Below are 16,288 nucleotides of genomic sequence, written 5' to 3' on the forward strand. Positions count from 1 at the left end.
GGTCCATATCTTCCCCTTTTCCCCTCCGCCGAATTGCGGTTAAGCTGAGTTCCAGTGCTGGGGATGACGGTGACGATCTCAAGGGAAGGGGACACGTGCCATGCTTCGCCTATTCCTGCTTGGAATTGCAGGTTTTTTTGTCGTGCTGGCCTCCGAGGCCCAAGCGGTCCAGCCTGCGCGCTATGCGCTGGTGATTGGGAATTCTGACTATCAGCAACGGGGATGGCAGCTGGCCAATCCCGCAAATGATGCCCGCCTGATGGCTGAATCCCTCGCCGACGTCGGCTTTGAGGTTGATCTCGTCCTGAATGCCGGGGAAGACCGGATGGAGGAGGCGTTCGCCGCCCATGGCGCGCGCCTGAAGGCCGGTGGCAACAAGGCCGTGGGCCTGATATATTATGCCGGGCACGGCGTGCAGTCTCAGGGCCTGAACTATCTCGTGCCGGTGGATGCCAATGCCCGGTCTGAACAGGACATCTGGCGCCAGGCGCCGCGCCTCGGCGATGCGCTGCGCTATGTCGAGGATGCGGGCAATGCGGTAAACTTCGTGATCCTGGATGCCTGCCGGGACAATCCGCTGCCAAGTGCAACGCGCAGTGCAGCGGGCGGACTGGCCGAGGTGAAACCCGCCCGCGGCCTGCTGATCTCCTATTCTACGGCGCCCGGTTACGTCGCCTATGACGGCGACGGTACGAATTCCGCCTTCGCGCTCGCTTTGGCGCAGACGCTGAAACAGCAGAACCTGATCGCCGAACAAGTGTTCAAGCGCGTCGCGGACAGCGTCAATGCGGCGACCGGCGGGCTGCAGACCCCGTTCTATAATTCCGGCCTGACCGGCGCAGACTTTTGCTTCGCAGGCTGCAGCGGTGCCCCCGCCTCTGCGCCCACGGAGATTTCGGATTCGGTGCTCTCGACGCGCCTTCCAGCCGGAACACGGTCGATGGCATCGACCAGCGAGGCGCCCGTGCCAGGTCCGGCGGCTTCGCCCGCGACGGGCGCGGTCTCTGGCCTTTTGCGACAAGGTGCTTTCGCGGCGGCGGCCAATGGCGGCCCGGTCGAGGCGCGCAAGTTCAGGGATTGCACGGACTGCCCGCAGATGGTTGCGATTCCGGCAGGCACATTCCTTATGGGCTCGCCTGAGAGCGAGCCGGAGCGCAAGGACACCGAAGGCCCGCAATGGGAACCGCAGGTCGGCCTCTTTGCAGCCTCCGAAAAGGAAATCAGCTGGGCTGATCTCGACGACTGCATCGCCGCAGGTGGCTGCGCCGGGAATGAGGCGAAAGCTGAAACCCGGTCTGACCGCTGGAAACGCGGCGCCATGCCCGCCATCAACATCACCTGGTGGGAAGCGATGGACTATGTCCGCTGGCTGAACGAAAAGGTGGAGGGCGAGCCCTATCGCCTGCTGAACGAGGCGGAGTGGGAATATGCCGCCCGCGCGGGTACGACGACAGCGTTCAGCACCGGCGACTATCTCACCGATAAGGATGCAAACTTCAATGCCGGCGGGCGCCAGTACAATGGCGGGCCGAAAGGGAAATGGCCGCGCCAGCCGATGCCGGTCGGGTCATATCCGCCGAATGCGTTTGGCCTGTATGACATGCATGGCAATGCCGCTGAATGGGTCGCCGATTGCTGGAGCCACGATTATATGGGCCGCATCGGCAAGGCGGAGGCTGAACCGGGCGCGGAGAAATGCTCGCGCTCGGTGCGGGGCGGTAGCTGGGAGAAGATTCCGTCCTATGTCCGCTCTGCCGTGCGGGACGCGTTCCCGCCGGGCGGGCGGGACGATGCCATAGGCTTCCGTGTGGCGAGGGATCCTGATCCGTCATGATCCAGTCCATCAGCCCCCTGATCAGCCATCACCGGGACCAGCTGAAAGCCGAGTCCCGGTTGAACCGGACACTCCTGATCGGGGCGATGCTGGCGGCACTGGCGGCGTTCAGCGTGTTCCTGCTGACCCTGTTCGGGCAATATCCGCTGCCAGTCGGCGAGCGCATCTTTTCCGGCAATCCGGAACGGATTCTCGGCGCATCGAACTTTTTTGTGGCCACCGCCATCGGTGCAGCCCTCAGGATGTGGCGGATGCGTCAGACGCGGATCAAGCTGCTGATCGCGGAGGCGTTCCTGCGGGAAAATGAAGACGAGACGGGCCTGCGCCTGCTGCTGGAGCCGATGTTCGGACCGGATGTCTGGCGCGGGACGAAGCTGAACGATTCAGGGGGAACGGAGTGGTGAGCACGGAAAACGAGACAAGCCGGTCGCCGGTCACATCGCTGGACCTGCTGATGGAGCTGCAGGGCGAGCAGCAGTCTTTCCGCTTCCTCGTGCGTGCCCTGGCGGCCTTGCTGGCAACGGCTGCGGTGATCGCAGTGGGCAGCGTGATCTATTTCTATTTCGAGCTTCAGGGCCTGCGCGCGGAATATGCCCGGCAGGCACAGCTGAATCAGGTAAACCTGCGCATTGTGGCAGGCGAAGCAAGCCGGCAGAGGGAGTCCACACAGGCGCAGCTGGTTGCCATTCGTGAAGAGAACGAGGCCGCCCGCCGGCAGGCCGAGCTGTCGCGGGAGCTGCAACAGGCCGGCTCACCAGGGCAGATCGCCTCCTACAAGGACCGCGCCGTGTCCATCGCGCGGGGGCACATTCTCGGCAAGACGATGAACGAGGTGACCTCGCAAGTCGTCGCCATGGTGCTGCGCGCGGATCAGGCAGGCAGCGTCAGCCTGCTGACAAATGGCGAGCGCGTCCTGATGCAGGCGGCGCTGGACGATTGGGGCGGGCAGGTCGAATCCGCCACAGTGCGAAGCGAGTTCCAGACCCTGCTGGATGACAGTTCAAGTCTGACCGATCAGGGCGTCGGCGCAGCGGGTCTTGCCATGCTGGAATACCGCAAGGCGAACGGGAACTCCCTTGGCTGGAACCGGGGCTGTTCCACGGTCGTCGACTATGTGAACCAGGCCGCTGCGCGGGGCCTGAACGAGCCGATGCTGCTGCTCTGGAAGGGGCAATGCCTGCGCAAGCGCGGCGATGCCTTGCTGGCCTATGAAGCCTTCAGCCAGGCAGCGAAGCTGATGGAATCCGACCCTGAGGATATCACGCTGGAACAATCCCAGATGGCGCATCATGGCGTGGGCACTACGCTGATCGCCTTGGCCGCGCAGTCGCAATTGCCGGAAGGCCAGGACAAGAATGTCGCCCTTCAGGAGGCCCTGTCGGAACTGCGCACAGCGGCCAAGATAAGGGCCGATCGCGGCTCCACCCGCGTTGGCGTGGCGTATACGGAAGAAAACATGGGTTTCATCTATATCCTTGAGGAAGACTGGCCAGCCGCGCTGTCCCATACCGAGAGCATCGACAACATCCTGCCACTGGCCTGGAACCTGACGGTGCGTAACATCGCGGCGCGCGAAAACGAACAGGCGCTGAAGCGGGGCGGTGCCAGCCGCGAGGCTGTTCAGGAAATGCGGCGTATCCAGAATGATACGGCCATGGTTCTGTCCCTGATGGACTGCGGCCAGATCGACAAGGCAGAGCTGATGCGCCTGCTGCCGCAGACCTATTCTGACGAAGTCGATGAGCTTGCGGCGCATTGCCTTGTGGAATCGGGCGGAATTTGATGCAGCCTTGCTGTTGAACCCATAGAGAAACCAACTAGGTTGCGCCTCGCGAAGAAAAGGACACTTATAATGACCCGCGAAGAAACGCTCCGCCTCGAAGCCTATCTCAAAGAAAAGCTGAATCCCGGCCTGCGCCTGCTGCCGCGCGACAAGACGGACGATTCTGTCGAAGTCTATCTCGGCGCCGAGTTCCTGGCCGTCGTCTATAAGGACGTCGACGAGGGCGAGACCTCCTACCAGTTCCAGATGACCGTGCTGGAAGAAGACATCAACGGCTAAGCCGTCGCGGGATCGTCCCGTCGGTGGAACGGTCCCGTTTCAGGCTGGTTTGACCGGCCAGTGTGCGGCCTGCCTAATAAGGCAGGGCGCGTATGTCCGGCTCGACCCATTCGCGCCGGGCTTTCACGCTGAACAGCGTGTCCCGCCGCCAATACTCGAAAACCCAGTCCGGCTTTCCGCACGGGCCGGCCAGCAGGCCGGTCAGGACGGTGTGCAGCGGCGAACCTTCGGGCGCAGCGCGATAGGCGTGTTCGGCCGCTTTCAGCGAGGCGATGGTGATCGTTTCGTGATAGCCTTCGGTATCGGTATTCCGGCCACCCACGGATTCATTGTAGCTGCGGATCATGCCGGGCATGCCGCGATATGCGGCGGCGGCGTCTTCCGCGATCAGGCCAAGGGCGGCGGCCCAATGCGCGGCATGGGTCCATTTTTCCTTCGGCAGTGTCCGGTTGCGGAAGCCATCTAGCAAGTCGGCTATATCGGTATCGGTTTCAAAACTCATCTTGTCGTTCCTTCAGTCATGGCGGGACCAAAACAAAAGCCCCGCCGGGTGGCGGGGCTTGTTTGGTCGAATGCTGTCGTGACGCGCGGTCAGTCAGGCAGTCGCCAGGCACAAGCACGCGCCGGCTGGATGAACCGGGTCTGTTGCTGAACGGTGATCGCGTGTTTGTGCATACAGGCCGGGTAGCCATTCCCTCGCAGGATGGCAAGTCCGTATTTGTCCGTAGGCAGACGCGGCCTAGAAAAGCGAGCCTTGCTGGCCTTTTGGTTTTGCCTTGGTCGGTTTCGAGGCAGGGGCCGGAGGTGATCCGGAAGACCCGGTTGGCACTGCGGTCACGTCCCCATCTGCAAAACTGATCTTCAGGCTGGCGGCGCTCGCGGCCGGGCCGGCGGAGCGGACGAGCTTTCCGGCATCGTCTCGCACCAGCGCATAGCCGCGCTTCAGCGTCGACTGGTAGGACAGCGTCTCCAGCAGCTTGCCCTGCGTGGCGAGTGCGGTTTCGCGCTGTTGCATCAGGCGGGTCAGCGCAGGCCAGGCGCGCACGGCAACATCGCGCAAGCGCTGTTTGGAGGTGCGGATTTCGCTGCGCAGGCTGGCCGGGCTGATGGTCAGGCGCGAGAGGCGGACGCGGGCCTTCTGCGTCAGGGCGAGGGCGGCGCGAGGCAAGGTGGCGGCGGCATAGTCCAGCCGCTGGCGTTTGGTCTGCAGCAGGCTCTCCGGGCGCGGCAGGCGCGCGGCGGTCAGCTTGTCCTTCGCCTGTCCGGTGCGGCGGGCGAGGGCGCGTTTCAGGCGCTCGCCGGCCTCGCTGGTCTGCAGCAGCAGCTCCTGGCGCACCGGCACGGCGATTTCGGCCGCGCCGGTCGGCGTCGGTGCGCGGGCGTCGGAGACATAGTCGATCAGCGTCGTGTCGGTCTCGTGGCCCACGGCGGAGATCAGCGGGATTTCGCTCTCGAAGGCGGCGCGGACGACGATTTCCTCGTTGAACGGCCAGAGGTCCTCGATCGAGCCGCCGCCGCGGGCGACGATCAGTACATCCGGGCGGTCGGCGCCGGTCATGGCGTTGAAGCCCTTGATGCCGGCGGTGATCTGAGCCGCGGCGCTGTCGCCTTGCACGAGGGCCGGCCAGACGATCACGCGGACCGGGAAACGGTCACGGATGCGGTGCAGGATATCGCGGATGACGGCGCCGGTCGGGCTGGTCACCACGCCGATGGTGCGCGGCAGGAAGGGCAGCTGTTTCTTGTGCTCCGCCGCGAACAGGCCTTCGGCGGCGAGCTTTTTCTTCCGTTCTTCCAGGAGGGCCATCAGCGCTCCGGCGCCGGCCGGGCGCATGGAGGCGGCGATCATCTGATAGTTCGACCGGCCCGCATAGATCGACAGCTTGCCCGTCGCGATGACTTCCAGGCCTTCTTCCGGCCGGAAGGGCAGGCGGTCGACCTGGCCTTTCCACATCACCGTGTTCAGCACGGCCTTGTCGTCCTTCAGGTCGCAATACATGTGGCCGGAGCGGGCGATGGTGACCCGGCCCAGCTCGCCGCGCACGACGACATGGTCGTAATTCGTTTCGATCGTCCGCTTCAGGCTGGCGGCGAGGTCGGAGACGCTGAGAGCGGGATCGTTGGAAACGGGGGCATCTGACATGCTCCTTTTCTGAACGCGGTTGCGGGCCGGGGCAAGGCCCAGAACAAGCAGAGGCTGCAAGGCTTGACCTCTGTCGCCGACTCCCTAAGCAGCTTGGGGCTGTTTCCTTCTCCTGCCAGCCGGACCTGCCTCATGACCCAACAGACTTCCAGGCCGTGGTATCGAGCGGCGGCAGGCGTGCTGCCGCGTTCGGTGCGGCGCCGATTGCTGTGCCTGGGCCGGGACCTGGCGAGCATTCGGGCCCGCCTGAAACCGGGCGCGAAACCGGCACCATGGTCCAGTTTGCACGATGTCGGCGGCGGCGAATTTCACACGGTTGGCCGCGTGATCCTCAGCCATTTGATCAATGAAGCGGGCCTGACGCGGGACGATCATGTGCTGGACATTGGCTGCGGCACAGGCCGCGTTGCCTTTGCCTTGGCGGACTATCTGTCGCCCAAGGGCTGCTATACCGGATTTGACGTGGCCCCCAGCGGACTTGCCTGGATGATCCGGCACCTCCCGCCAGCTGCGGCGCCGTTCCGCATCGTCCGGGCAGACGTGTTCAACACCGAATACCGCCAGAAGACAGCCAGCCGGGCCGAAGCCTATCGCTTCCCCGTCAGTGACGGCAGCGTCGATGTGGCCTTCGCCACCTCCGTCTTCACGCACCTGTTGCCAGCAGACGCCGAGAACTACATCGCCGAAATCGGGCGCAGCCTGCGGCCCGGCGGGCGGGCCTATGTGACCGCCTTTCTGATGACGGAGGCGCGCCGAGCCCCGGCGACAAGCGGGCAGGCTTTCGTGAAATTCCATCGTTTCGGCGACGTCGCGCATGTCGGCGATACGAAAGTGCCGGAAGCGATGATCGCGTTCGACGAGACGGTCTTCATGGGCTGGGTCGCCAGGGCGGGGCTGGATCTCGTCCCGCCGGTGAAATACGGCCACTGGAGTGGTGAAGCCCCCGTGCCGGGACAGGATTTCCAGGACGTCCTTGTACTGAGGAAGCCGGCCTAGGCGTTTCCGCCAGCGCGTTCGCCTCCCGTCACAGCGCGTGAGGGAGCGGGCAGGCCTGATTTTGCGCAAAGCGTCAGGACGAGTCGTGGCTCTGCGCGTCCAGCGCGACTCCGTGCAGGTATTGCATGTTGTCGGCCTTTTCCGGGTCCAGCGTCGGATCGAGGAAGGCTTTCGGCTGGGGCGCCAGTAGCGGCTTCGGCGGCGCAAGGAGACGCGCGCTCATGGCCTGCAGGTAAAGCTCGCCGTGCTCGAACACATGGATCAGCGCCGCGATCCGTTTCCGCAAAGGCGCAGACGACATCAGTCCATCCACCATCCTGTATGCGGGCATGGGAACCCCGGCCGCCGGGGCCTTCAGGCAATAGTCCGGATCGCCCGCACGGGGCGCGCGGATCACGGGCACGGGCAGGCATTCATCGAGGCAGAAGAGGAGGCGCCCGCCCTCCGGTGGCGGGACCATCGGGCCATACTCTGCGCACATGATAACCAGCATACGCCGGACCAGCGCCTCGAAAATGCTGAGGGTCAGCGAGATGGCGCCCGCCTCGATGCGCGGCAGGCGCGGAGCCGCCATATCGCTCCCGGTATTGTGCGCGGTGCCTTCAGCAGGATTGCAGCGCCGCCACAAGTTCTGTACCGCGTCCTGCACGGTGTACCACCAGCGGCTGATCAGATCATGGGTGCGGGCAGGGACGGGAAAGCTCATCCCGCAAGAGTGCCTGCGGCGGGTATCCCGTTGGATCGGCATAGCCGGATCAGTTGCAAGCAAAGGCAACAGGGCGCGGAAACCGCCGCGTCTGTCCTACATCAGGCCCCGGCGGCGAGCTGGACCGCTAGCGAGGCGCCCGTGCGGGTGGAGACGCGGCTGAGTGTGAAAGTGCCGGAGATCCGCGCATCTTCGGAGAAGGACCAGCGCCCTGTAAACCGGGTAAAGGACGCATCCACCGCCCCGCAATAGATCAGGTCCGGCTGGATGATGCCGGTGTCGGGCGTATAGCGTTTCGAGAGCAGAACGTGCTGGCCGCAGCGGTCCCCCCGGACAGTCGCATCATATTCAGGTTCGTAGCCAAGCAGCGGGCCGAACGTCACCGGTTCCAGTGTCGTGCCGCACAGTTTGCCGTCGATTTCGGTGAGCATGGCCGTGAAGTTTACGCACTCGCCATTGGCGTCGTACCGGAACTCTCCACTCCACAGGCCGCTCATGTCTTTTTGTCCGCTCATATCTACTTGATCTCAGACGCAGAGCCGAGCATCAAGCGCTTCATGAATATTCTTCTCATCGGATCGGGTGGCCGCGAGCATGCGCTGGCTTGGAAAATGGCCCAGTCGCCGCTGGTTGACGTGGTGCATTCGACGCCGGGAAATCCCGGTATGGACGAGGTCGGCCCGTGCTTCGATGTCGGCGCGACAGATATCGAGAACCTTGTAAAACTTACACTTCAGGTGGAACCGGACCTGGTTGTCGTGGGGCCTGAGGCGCCGCTGGCCGAGGGGCTAGCAGATGTGCTGAGGGCGCGCGGATTCGACGTCTTTGGACCGAGCCAGGAAGCGGCACAACTCGAAGCATCAAAAACTTTTTCCAAGGGCCGGATGACAGCCTATGGCGTGCCGACGGCCGCTTATGGCGAATTCACGGAAGCTGGGCTGGCAAAAGCCTTTTTGCGCAAAATGCAGGCACCTTACGTGCTGAAGGCCGACGGACTGGCAGGCGGCAAGGGCGTCGTGATCGCCGAAACGCTGGACGATGCGGATGCCGCCGTGGACGAAATGCTGGGCGGACGCTTCGGCGACGCCTCCGCCACGCTGGTGATCGAGGAGTTCATGCATGGCGAGGAAGCCAGCATCTTCGTGATCACCGATGGCGAGGGCGCGATCTACCTGCCTGCCGCGCAGGACCACAAGCGCGTCGGCGATGGTGACACGGGTGAGAATACCGGCGGCATGGGCGCCTATGCCCCGGCGCCGGTCGTGACCGACGAGATCATGGCCCGCGTGAAGCGCGAGATTGCCGAGCCGATGCTGAAAGGCATGGCGAAGGACGGCATGCCGTATCAGGGCGTGCTCTATATCGGCGTCATGGTGACGGCCGAGGGCCCGAAGGTTGTGGAGTTCAACGCCCGCTTCGGCGATCCGGAATGCCAGGTCTTGATGAAGGGCCTGAAGGGCGACATCGTCCCGGTGCTGCTCGCCTCGGCGACCGGCGGACTGAAGGGCAATGAAGAGGCCTTTGAGGCGCTGCTGGAACTGGACCAGTTCGAGCCGACCGCAACCGTGGTGATGGCCATGACGGGGTATCCCGGTGCCGTCGAGAAGGGCTCGGTCATCAAGCATGTCGGCAAGGCGAACGAATTGCCGGGCGTGCATGTCTTTCATGCCGGGACCGACCGCAACCAGCTGGGCATGCTGACCGCCAATGGCGGGCGCGTGCTGAACGTCACGGCCAGCGGAAGCACGCTGCGCGAGGCGATCGACCGGGCCTATGCCGGGGTCGACGCGATCGATTGGCCGGAAGGCTTCTGCCGCGGCGACATTGGCTGGCGCGCGCTGGAACGGGGATAAGGATCCCGGCCGCGCTGCGGCAGTCAGGAGAAAAAGATGGCGCATACCCTCAAAAGATCAGGGGCCGCACTGGCCATGGCGGCCCTCGCGGCCTGCGCGACCGGGCCTGAACCCGAACCGCTATCCGGGGACCTGCTGATCCGCGATGTGCGCACGATCGGGTTCGATGGCGAGACGCCGGCGATCCGTGAGAACGCCTATGTGCTGGTGAAGGACGGGAAGATCCTCGCCGTGCGTGACACGGTTGACGGCCTGTCGGCGCCGGAAACGGTGGACGGTGCCGGGCAGACCATGGTGCCGGGCCTGACTGACATGCATGTCCATATCTGGGATCAGGCGGAGCTGGGCGCTTACCTTTCCTGGGGCGTGACGCGGGTGCGCAATATGTCCGGCCTGTCGTTCCACCTGCCTCTGGCGGAACAGATCGAAGCGGGGGAGGTGATGGGGCCGCATCTCGTTACAACCGGACCGATCCTGAACAGCCAGGGTGCAAATGCGCAGATCAATCACCAGATCGTCGAAACGGCAGACGAAGCCCGCGCCGCGGTTCGCTGGCAGGCCGAGGCCGGTTTTGACAGGATCAAGGTCTACTCCAACCTGACCCGGCCGGCTTATGAAGCCATCATCGAAGAGGCCGCCGCGCGCAGCATGCCGGTCTCGGGCCACACGCCGGAGAGCGTGCGGGAAGACGGCATGCCGGACGAAAAGCCTTTCGACATTTCATTCGAGGAAGTCCTGGCCAATCATTTCGAGACCATCGAACACATCGAATCCGTTGTCTGGCATGGCCTGCGCAACCGGCATGATGAAGACGCCGCCCGGGAACTTGGCCGGAAGATCGCCGCAGAAGGCGTGCCGGTGACGTCCACACTTCTGGCGCACCGCAATCTGGTGCTGGTGGCCGAGACTGATGGTGCTGCCGTCAGCCGTCCGGGTACAGAGTTCCTGAATGCGGTCGAGCAGCAGACCGAGGTGGAGCACCAGACTTTCTGGGCAGGGCAGGATCCGGCACCGGCGGCAGAGGATGCCGCCTTCTATGCCCGTGTGGCAAAGATCTTCCAGGAAGAAGGCGTGACCCTGCTGGCCGGCACGGATGCGGGCATCTTCACCAATATTCCCGGCAAGTCTCTGGGCGAGGAACTTGTCCTGCTGGCCGATGCAGGCCTGACGCCTTATGACGTGCTTCGGTCAGCGACCCACACGCCCTCCATGGTGCTGGGCACGGCGGGGCAGGATGGCTGTGTCGAGGCCGGGTGCGCGGCGGATCTGGTCCTGCTGCCCTGCGACCCCCTGGCGGACATCGCCTGCGCCACAGAACCGGCCGGGCTCGTTTATCGCGGGGCCTGGCTGGACCGCGCGGCGCTGGATGGGCTGCGCCAGTCTTCGGCGCAGCAGAATCCCGAACGGACGATGACGAACGTGTTTGGCGGGCTCGCCGAATATGGTGTCGATCTGAGCGCGCTGACGGGCGAATAGGCAAACCGGCAGGTGCGCCATGCCTTGGATGTGCGGTCCAGAAATGGCGGTTTGCCCGCCGCTAGGCGATTTGGGGGGAGTGCGGCGGGCAAAACGCGGGACGCTGTGAGGCGTCCTGAATTTCAAACGCATGAGCGCCGGAAATCCGTCGCGGAAATTTGCCCGGCGGACGACTTTTTTTCCGAGCGCATGGCCCTCAGGCGTGGGGGGCGATCAGGATCTTGATTTCATGAGGATCCTTGGCGAGCGCATCGAAGGCGGCTTCGGTGCTGGCCAGCGGCTGGCGGCTGGTAATCAGCCGGGCAGCCTGATCGGCATGGGCTTCGATCAGGTGAAGCGCCGTGCTGAACTCCTCCGGCCGGTACGCGAAGCTGAACTCCAGCGTCAGTTCGCGCGTGATCCCCTCCAGCGGCGTGATCTTCTCTTCATGCGGGCAGACGCCGACCACGATGATGTGGGCATGCGCCGGGGCCGACTGGATGATCTGGCCCATGACGCCGGGTGCACCGGTGCATTCGAAAATGTTCTGCCCGTGCGGCTGTCCGCGGAAGTCCCGCGCCAGCAGCGGTGACATCTGGGCCGGTTCGTGGCCGAGATCGCTCCAGCGCTCGTAGGGGCTGTCACTGGCCGGGTCGAACACGATGTCGGCGCCGAGGCTGGCAGCGACGGCGCGGCGCTCGGCCGAGAAATCCGCCGCAAGGATGGGCCCCCGCCCGGCGATCTTCAGCGCCAGGATGACGGCAAGCCCCACCGGGCCGCAACCGATCACCATGTTCGGCCCGTCATTGCGGCTCGCGAGATTCACGGCGTGCAGGCCGACCGAGAATGGCTCGGTCAGCGCCGCGAGGTCGTCCGGAATGCCGTCCGGCACGCGGAAGGTGCGCTCAGCATCGATGCAGGAGAGCGTGGCGAGCCCGCCGCTGTGGAAAGGCGAAAGGCCGATACAGGCCGGGCCGTCATGGCTGTGCGTGAAGGGCAGGCCGGTCACCCGGTCGCCGATCTTGAGTTCTGTCTCCGTGCCCGGAGCGATGCCAACGATTTTTGCCGAGAACTCATGGCCGGGGACGATGATGGGCAACTGGTGCTGCGCTTCCGGCGGCGTGGCGTCGGCCAGCTCCGCCATCTGCTTGCGCAGGCTAAGATCGCTGCCGCAAATGCCGTTGAAGAGGGGCTGGACCAAAAACTGGCCGGCAGCAGGTGACGGATCGGGAAGGTCCGAGATGCGAAAGGATTTTCCCTGCAGGGTGAGCGCGCGCATCGAGCCCTCCTATATGCCGGCAAAGAGGGCGACTTCCGGCTGGCCGGTATGCGCCGTTGTGCCACCATCTGCCACGACGATGGAGCCGGTCATGTAGGACGCGTCATCCGACGCGAGGAAAGCGACAACTTTCGCCATCTCTGCCGGCTGGGCGCCGCGGCCCATCGGAATGCGCTTGTGCCATTCCTGCGGCAGGCCGGGCATCTCGTTCATGCCCGCAGTGATGGGCGTTTCGACAAGGCCCGGGCAGAGGGCATTCACGCGAATGCCGTCACGGGCATGGTCTATGGCGAGCGCCCGCGTATAGTTGATTACCGCGCCCTTGGCGGCGTTGTAGGCGGCAAACCTGTAGTCCCCACCCAGGCCTGAAATGGATGCCGTATTCACGATGGCACTGCCGCGCGGCATGTGCGGAATGGCATGGTGGCAGGCATAGTAGACGCTGTGCAGGTCTACCGCGATCACCTGTTCCCACTGGTCGGGCGGCAATTCCACCGAATTGGCGAAACTGCCGATACCGGCATTATTGAAGAGTATGTCGATCCGTCCGTGCGCGTCGGTGGCGGCCTTGATGAGGGCGCCGACGTCCGCCTCTTTCGAGACATCGCAGGTCACCGCCATGGCATCCGGACCAAGCGACGCGGCAAGGGCATTTGCCGCGTCTTCGGAGATGTCGGCGAGCACGACTCTGGCACCTTCACCCGCCATCAATCGTGCGGTTGCCGCACCGATGCCAGAGGCAGCACCAGTGATGACGGCGACCTTGTCTTCAAATCTTTTTGTCATCCGATGGCCACTCCGTCAGGACAGGACAGAGCTGGGAGGAGACTCGTCTGCCCATGCGGAGCGGCGCTCGGAGATAACCCCCGAAATCTTCTGCCAGGCTGGCAGCGTCTTCGCGAGGAACTTGATGTCGAAGTCTTCCTGGGTACGGAATTCAAGCACTTCCACGCCGTCGGGGCCGGGCGTGTAGCGATAGGCCTTGCCCGCACCCAGGAAGAAACCGTCGCCTGGACCCAGCATGTCTGTGCCCAGTTGGAGGCTGCCAGCGACGATATAATAGAGACAATCGGAATTATGCGTATGAAGAGGAAGCGGGAAGCCGCTCTTGAACCAGGCATAGGTGAGGCTGAAGCCCGGCTGGGAGAAGAGGGTCTTGACCACATTGCCTTCGGCAAAGCCGGCTTCGAGCGCGGCGCCGATGCCGGCTTCGAGGTCTGGCGTCATGTCGGCCACTTCCATATGCGCGGTCTCGTCCAGCGAGGGCGCCTCCGACGTGCGGAAAATCTGGTAGCCGGTTGCGGCCGGTTTTTCGGTGACGGGTGCGTCGCTCATCTTCAAATTCCTCCCAGAGGCCGCGATGGGGTTCGGGCCATCATCGCAGGTGCCGGGCTTGGGCCCGTGTCTCTCTGCCTGAACTAGGCTAGCGGGAAATTTCAAATAGTCAACACTGACTAATATTGGGCGAGCGCGGTTGACGCGGGCGGGCCGCTGACCATTATCGGCGCCGGGCAGGGTAGGAAGCGGCGAACGGAATGACCGACACGAAAGAGCGTTCAGGACGCCGGCGAACCCGCCGCGGCGAGGAAACCCGCCGGCAGCTGATCGAAGCCTGTATCGATTGCCTGAACGAGCGCGGATATGCCGGCACATCAATCGAGGCCGTCATGTCGAAAGCCGGGATCAGCCGCGGATCCGTCCTGAACCAGTTCCCGACCCGGCTGGACCTGATGACCGCGACCATTGAGGCCGCGATGCGCGGCATGATGGCCGACACCAGCGCCCGGTTCGCCCGGATTTCAGATCCGGTCGAGCGCCTTCGTCGTCTGTGCGACCTCTACTGGGAAACGCAACGCCTGCCGGTGTCAGCGGCGGTGACGGAAGTGCTGCTGGCGGCGCGCTGGGACACCGATCTGGCGGCCATGCTGGGCCGGGTCACCAAGGAAATCGAGATCGAGCTGGACGCCGAAACGCGGCGGCGCGGCGAAGAAGCGGGCGTCAACGACATCGAGGCGCTGGTCGTGCATGCGCGTATGCTGATCCTGTCGCTGCGCGGGATGACGCTGGAACTCATGTTCGACCCGGACCGGCAGATCATCCACCATGCGCTGGAGGAAATCCGCACATCGCACCAGGTTTTCTGCGACCGGGTGCTGGCAGGCTAGGTCGGAAGCTTGTCCGGATTGCGCATGATATAGAGCCAGGCAATGCGGCCGTCTGCGCCGGGGGCGAGCGTGATGACGAAATCGACCTGCCCGTTCACGCGGCGCATGATGGCCGGGGTGCCATTTGCATGGCCGAGTTCCAGCGTCCATGGCGTCGTCTCTGCCATCTTCGCGGACTTTTCCGTCACCGCAAAAAGCACTTGCACGATTTCGGCCGCGCCGTTCAGTGGCCGGAGGGCCGCGCGCGCTTTCTTTCCTCCGTCGGAATAAGCGATGGCACCGGGTGAGAACAGGGAGAGGGCGGTCTCGTGGTCCTGCGCCGCGGCGGCGCTCATGAAGCGTTGCAGCAGCGAAGACACTTCGTCCGGCGAGGCGTCAAAGCGCGGGCCGCTTTCCTGCAAACGTGTGTGCGCCCGGCTGACGAGCTGGCGGCAGGCCGCCTCCGACTTGCCGGTCGCCGCTGAGATCTCGTCATAGCCGGCATCGAAGGCTTCGCGCAGGATGAAGGCGGCCCGCTCCGTTTCCGACAGGCGTTCCATCGCCCAGAGCAGGGCGAGCTCGCACTCCTGCGCTAGCGCAAAGCGTTCCTCGATACCCAGGCTTTCGCTCTCCACCAGCGGCTCCGGCAGCCACGGGCCGGGGTAGGTTTCCCGCCGTGCCCGGGCGGAGCGCAGCGCATCGATGGCGATGCGTGTGGCCGTGCGGCGTAGCCAGGCGCGGGGGTTTTCGATGGCGTCGTGATCGGCCCGCTCCCAGCGCAACCAGGTGTCCTGCACCGCATCCTCTGCACCGGCGCGCTCGCCCAGCATGCGGTAACACAGGGCCGTCAGGGCCGGGCGTTCGGCTTCGAACAGGGCAGTGTCGGCGGTGCTCATGCGGCGAGCTTCACGACCTTGCCACCAAAGTCCAGCCTGTGGCAGGCCTGACCGTGGCCGAGGCCGCGTTTCAGCACCGGATAGATACGGCCAGATGCCGCCGCAAAGGCGCAGGAGAGCGCGGTTTTCTTGCCGAACTCGCTTTCGATTTCGCGGCGCAGATCGTCGGCGCCAATGTCTCCGGCGATGGCGGCGCAGGCAAAGCGGAAGCCGAGCCCCATGGCGCCGGCATCTTTCGGGCGGCCTTCCACGCAGGCCTGCAAGGCGTCTGCATCGGCGCCGTTCGCCAGTGCCATGTCGACGACAAGCTGGGCACACGGGCCGCAATCGCCTTCCAGCGTGGATGCCAATAGCGCGCCGGTCCAGACCGGGTGGCCGCTCGCAGGGCCGCGATACTTGTAAAAGTTCGGCAGGCGAGACAGCGAGATTGCCGCGCCGGGCGAAACATCCGCGATTTCGTGCATATAGGTCACGTCATAGCGGAAGGCGCGGCCGAATTTGCGGATCTGGGAATGAAGGATCTTGCGGATCATGTTCTGATCTCCTTGCGGGTAAAATTGAGGGCGGCGGCGAGGGCCAGCCAGGCGGGGATCTGGATGCCGGTGAGGTTCACGAAGGCGATCTGGTCGAGCGGCACACCGCGCGCGAACCAGATCCAGATGTGAAAGAGCGCATGCAGGGCGGGCCACGCTGCGCCGCAGACGGCAGCGGTCCGGTCAAACTTCAGGATGCCATAGGCCAGCGCGCCGGAACTCATCCCGAAGGCAAGGGCGATGTCCCGCACGAAGTGCAGATTGAACGGGCCCATCATCGCAACGCCGGGCACGGTCTCGTACCAAGTGTGCGGCGCGAACCACATGATCAGCGCGTTGGCGAAATGGGCTGCCGCAATGAGCAGAAGGATCGGTCTCCACATGTCA

At 64.3% G+C, this 16,288-nt stretch carries 18 protein-coding genes; 8 read left to right on the forward strand and 10 right to left on the reverse strand.

All coding sequences use genetic code 11. The annotated features are described in order from the left end of the window. Window positions 1-100: 100 nt before the first annotated feature. The 4 genes from HY17_RS19635 to HY17_RS15075 all read left to right on the forward strand — a co-directional run bounded on the left by HY17_RS19635 (window position 101) and on the right by HY17_RS15075 (window position 3,896). Window positions 101-1,834: an SUMF1/EgtB/PvdO family nonheme iron enzyme gene (locus HY17_RS19635; RefSeq protein WP_051600168.1), complete on the forward strand. Its 1,734-nt coding sequence runs from the start codon at window positions 101-103 to the stop codon at window positions 1,832-1,834. Beyond that, the gene (locus HY17_RS15065) at window positions 1,831-2,238 is read left to right on the forward strand and encodes a hypothetical protein (protein ID WP_034768150.1); all 408 of its coding nucleotides are present in this window, start codon (window positions 1,831-1,833) and stop codon (window positions 2,236-2,238) included. Before HY17_RS19635 ends, HY17_RS15065 begins: the two co-directional genes overlap by 4 nt. Beyond that, window positions 2,235-3,617 (forward strand): hypothetical protein, encoded by a 1,383-nt coding sequence (locus tag HY17_RS15070; RefSeq protein ID WP_065382768.1) that lies wholly within the window; start codon window positions 2,235-2,237, stop codon window positions 3,615-3,617. The genes HY17_RS15065 and HY17_RS15070 overlap by 4 nt, the downstream gene beginning before the upstream one ends. Window positions 3,618-3,686: 69 nt before the next feature. After that, entirely contained in the window at window positions 3,687-3,896 is a 210-nt protein-coding gene (locus HY17_RS15075; protein ID WP_034768154.1) for a DUF3126 family protein, read from the forward strand. A gap of 73 nt (window positions 3,897-3,969) precedes the next feature. Here the strand turns inward: HY17_RS15075 and HY17_RS15080 are convergent, their stop codons facing one another. Continuing rightward, window positions 3,970-4,398 carry a hypothetical protein gene (locus HY17_RS15080; protein ID WP_034768156.1) on the reverse strand — a complete coding sequence of 143 codons (429 nt, stop codon included), beginning with the start codon at window positions 4,396-4,398 and terminating at the stop codon, window positions 3,970-3,972. Window positions 4,399-4,635: 237 nt separating this feature from the next. Next, window positions 4,636-6,039: an exodeoxyribonuclease VII large subunit gene (xseA, locus tag HY17_RS15085; RefSeq protein ID WP_034768162.1), complete on the reverse strand. Its 1,404-nt coding sequence runs from the start codon at window positions 6,037-6,039 to the stop codon at window positions 4,636-4,638. A gap of 132 nt (window positions 6,040-6,171) precedes the next feature. Between xseA and HY17_RS19640 the strand changes: the two genes are divergently transcribed. Beyond that, a complete protein-coding gene (locus HY17_RS19640) occupies window positions 6,172-7,035 on the forward strand; it encodes a class I SAM-dependent methyltransferase (protein ID WP_081813186.1) in 864 nt (287 codons plus the stop codon). A gap of 73 nt (window positions 7,036-7,108) precedes the next feature. On the opposite strand, the gene HY17_RS15095 is transcribed toward HY17_RS19640, so the two are convergent. Continuing rightward, entirely contained in the window at window positions 7,109-7,741 is a 633-nt protein-coding gene (locus HY17_RS15095) for a hypothetical protein (protein WP_034768164.1), read from the reverse strand. Window positions 7,742-7,842: 101 nt separating this feature from the next. After that, on the reverse strand, window positions 7,843-8,256 hold the full coding sequence (locus tag HY17_RS15100; protein ID WP_034768166.1) for a hypothetical protein: 414 nt from the start codon (window positions 8,254-8,256) through the stop codon (window positions 7,843-7,845). A 42-nt stretch (window positions 8,257-8,298) separates the two neighbouring features. Here HY17_RS15100 and purD point away from each other — a divergent pair, with 42 nt between their 5' ends. Beyond that, on the forward strand, window positions 8,299-9,594 hold the full coding sequence (gene purD / locus HY17_RS15105) for a phosphoribosylamine--glycine ligase (RefSeq protein ID WP_034768168.1): 1,296 nt from the start codon (window positions 8,299-8,301) through the stop codon (window positions 9,592-9,594). Between the two features lie 36 nt (window positions 9,595-9,630). Further along, the gene (locus tag HY17_RS15110) at window positions 9,631-11,070 is read left to right on the forward strand and encodes an amidohydrolase family protein (protein WP_034768170.1); all 1,440 of its coding nucleotides are present in this window, start codon (window positions 9,631-9,633) and stop codon (window positions 11,068-11,070) included. Between the two features lie 196 nt (window positions 11,071-11,266). Here the strand turns inward: HY17_RS15110 and HY17_RS15115 are convergent, their stop codons facing one another. From HY17_RS15115 to HY17_RS15125, 3 genes are read right to left on the reverse strand one after another with little or no spacing between them, the layout of a single operon-like run. Beyond that, the gene (locus tag HY17_RS15115; protein WP_051600170.1) at window positions 11,267-12,328 is read right to left on the reverse strand and encodes a zinc-binding dehydrogenase; all 1,062 of its coding nucleotides are present in this window, start codon (window positions 12,326-12,328) and stop codon (window positions 11,267-11,269) included. 9 nt (window positions 12,329-12,337) lie between these two features. Beyond that, window positions 12,338-13,114, reverse strand: coding sequence for an SDR family NAD(P)-dependent oxidoreductase (locus HY17_RS15120; protein WP_034768172.1), 777 nt, complete (start codon window positions 13,112-13,114; stop codon window positions 12,338-12,340). Between the two features lie 15 nt (window positions 13,115-13,129). Continuing rightward, window positions 13,130-13,663, reverse strand: coding sequence for a cupin domain-containing protein (locus tag HY17_RS15125; protein ID WP_034768174.1), 534 nt, complete (start codon window positions 13,661-13,663; stop codon window positions 13,130-13,132). A gap of 200 nt (window positions 13,664-13,863) precedes the next feature. Here HY17_RS15125 and HY17_RS15130 point away from each other — a divergent pair, with 200 nt between their 5' ends. Next, window positions 13,864-14,493, forward strand: a complete 630-nt coding sequence (locus HY17_RS15130) for a TetR/AcrR family transcriptional regulator (RefSeq protein ID WP_034768175.1) — start codon at window positions 13,864-13,866, stop codon at window positions 14,491-14,493. Here HY17_RS15130 and sigJ read toward each other — a convergent pair. The 3 genes from sigJ to HY17_RS15145 are packed head-to-tail and all read right to left on the reverse strand — an operon-like array spanning window position 14,490 to window position 16,284. Next, window positions 14,490-15,368, reverse strand: a complete 879-nt coding sequence (gene sigJ, locus HY17_RS15135; protein WP_034768176.1) for an RNA polymerase sigma factor SigJ — start codon at window positions 15,366-15,368, stop codon at window positions 14,490-14,492. The two genes, HY17_RS15130 and sigJ, sit on opposite strands and share 4 nt — an antisense overlap. After that, complete coding sequence (locus HY17_RS15140) at window positions 15,365-15,901, reverse strand: hypothetical protein (RefSeq protein ID WP_034768177.1); 537 nt, start codon at window positions 15,899-15,901, stop codon at window positions 15,365-15,367. Before HY17_RS15140 ends, sigJ begins: the two co-directional genes overlap by 4 nt. Further along, complete coding sequence (locus tag HY17_RS15145) at window positions 15,898-16,284, reverse strand: hypothetical protein (RefSeq protein WP_034768179.1); 387 nt, start codon at window positions 16,282-16,284, stop codon at window positions 15,898-15,900. The genes HY17_RS15140 and HY17_RS15145 overlap by 4 nt, the downstream gene beginning before the upstream one ends. Between the last annotated feature and the right edge of the window lie 4 nt (window positions 16,285-16,288).

The organism is Hyphomonas sp. CY54-11-8, assembly GCF_000682735.1.
In the GTDB taxonomy this organism is placed as follows: Bacteria; Pseudomonadota; Alphaproteobacteria; order Caulobacterales; family Hyphomonadaceae; genus Hyphomonas.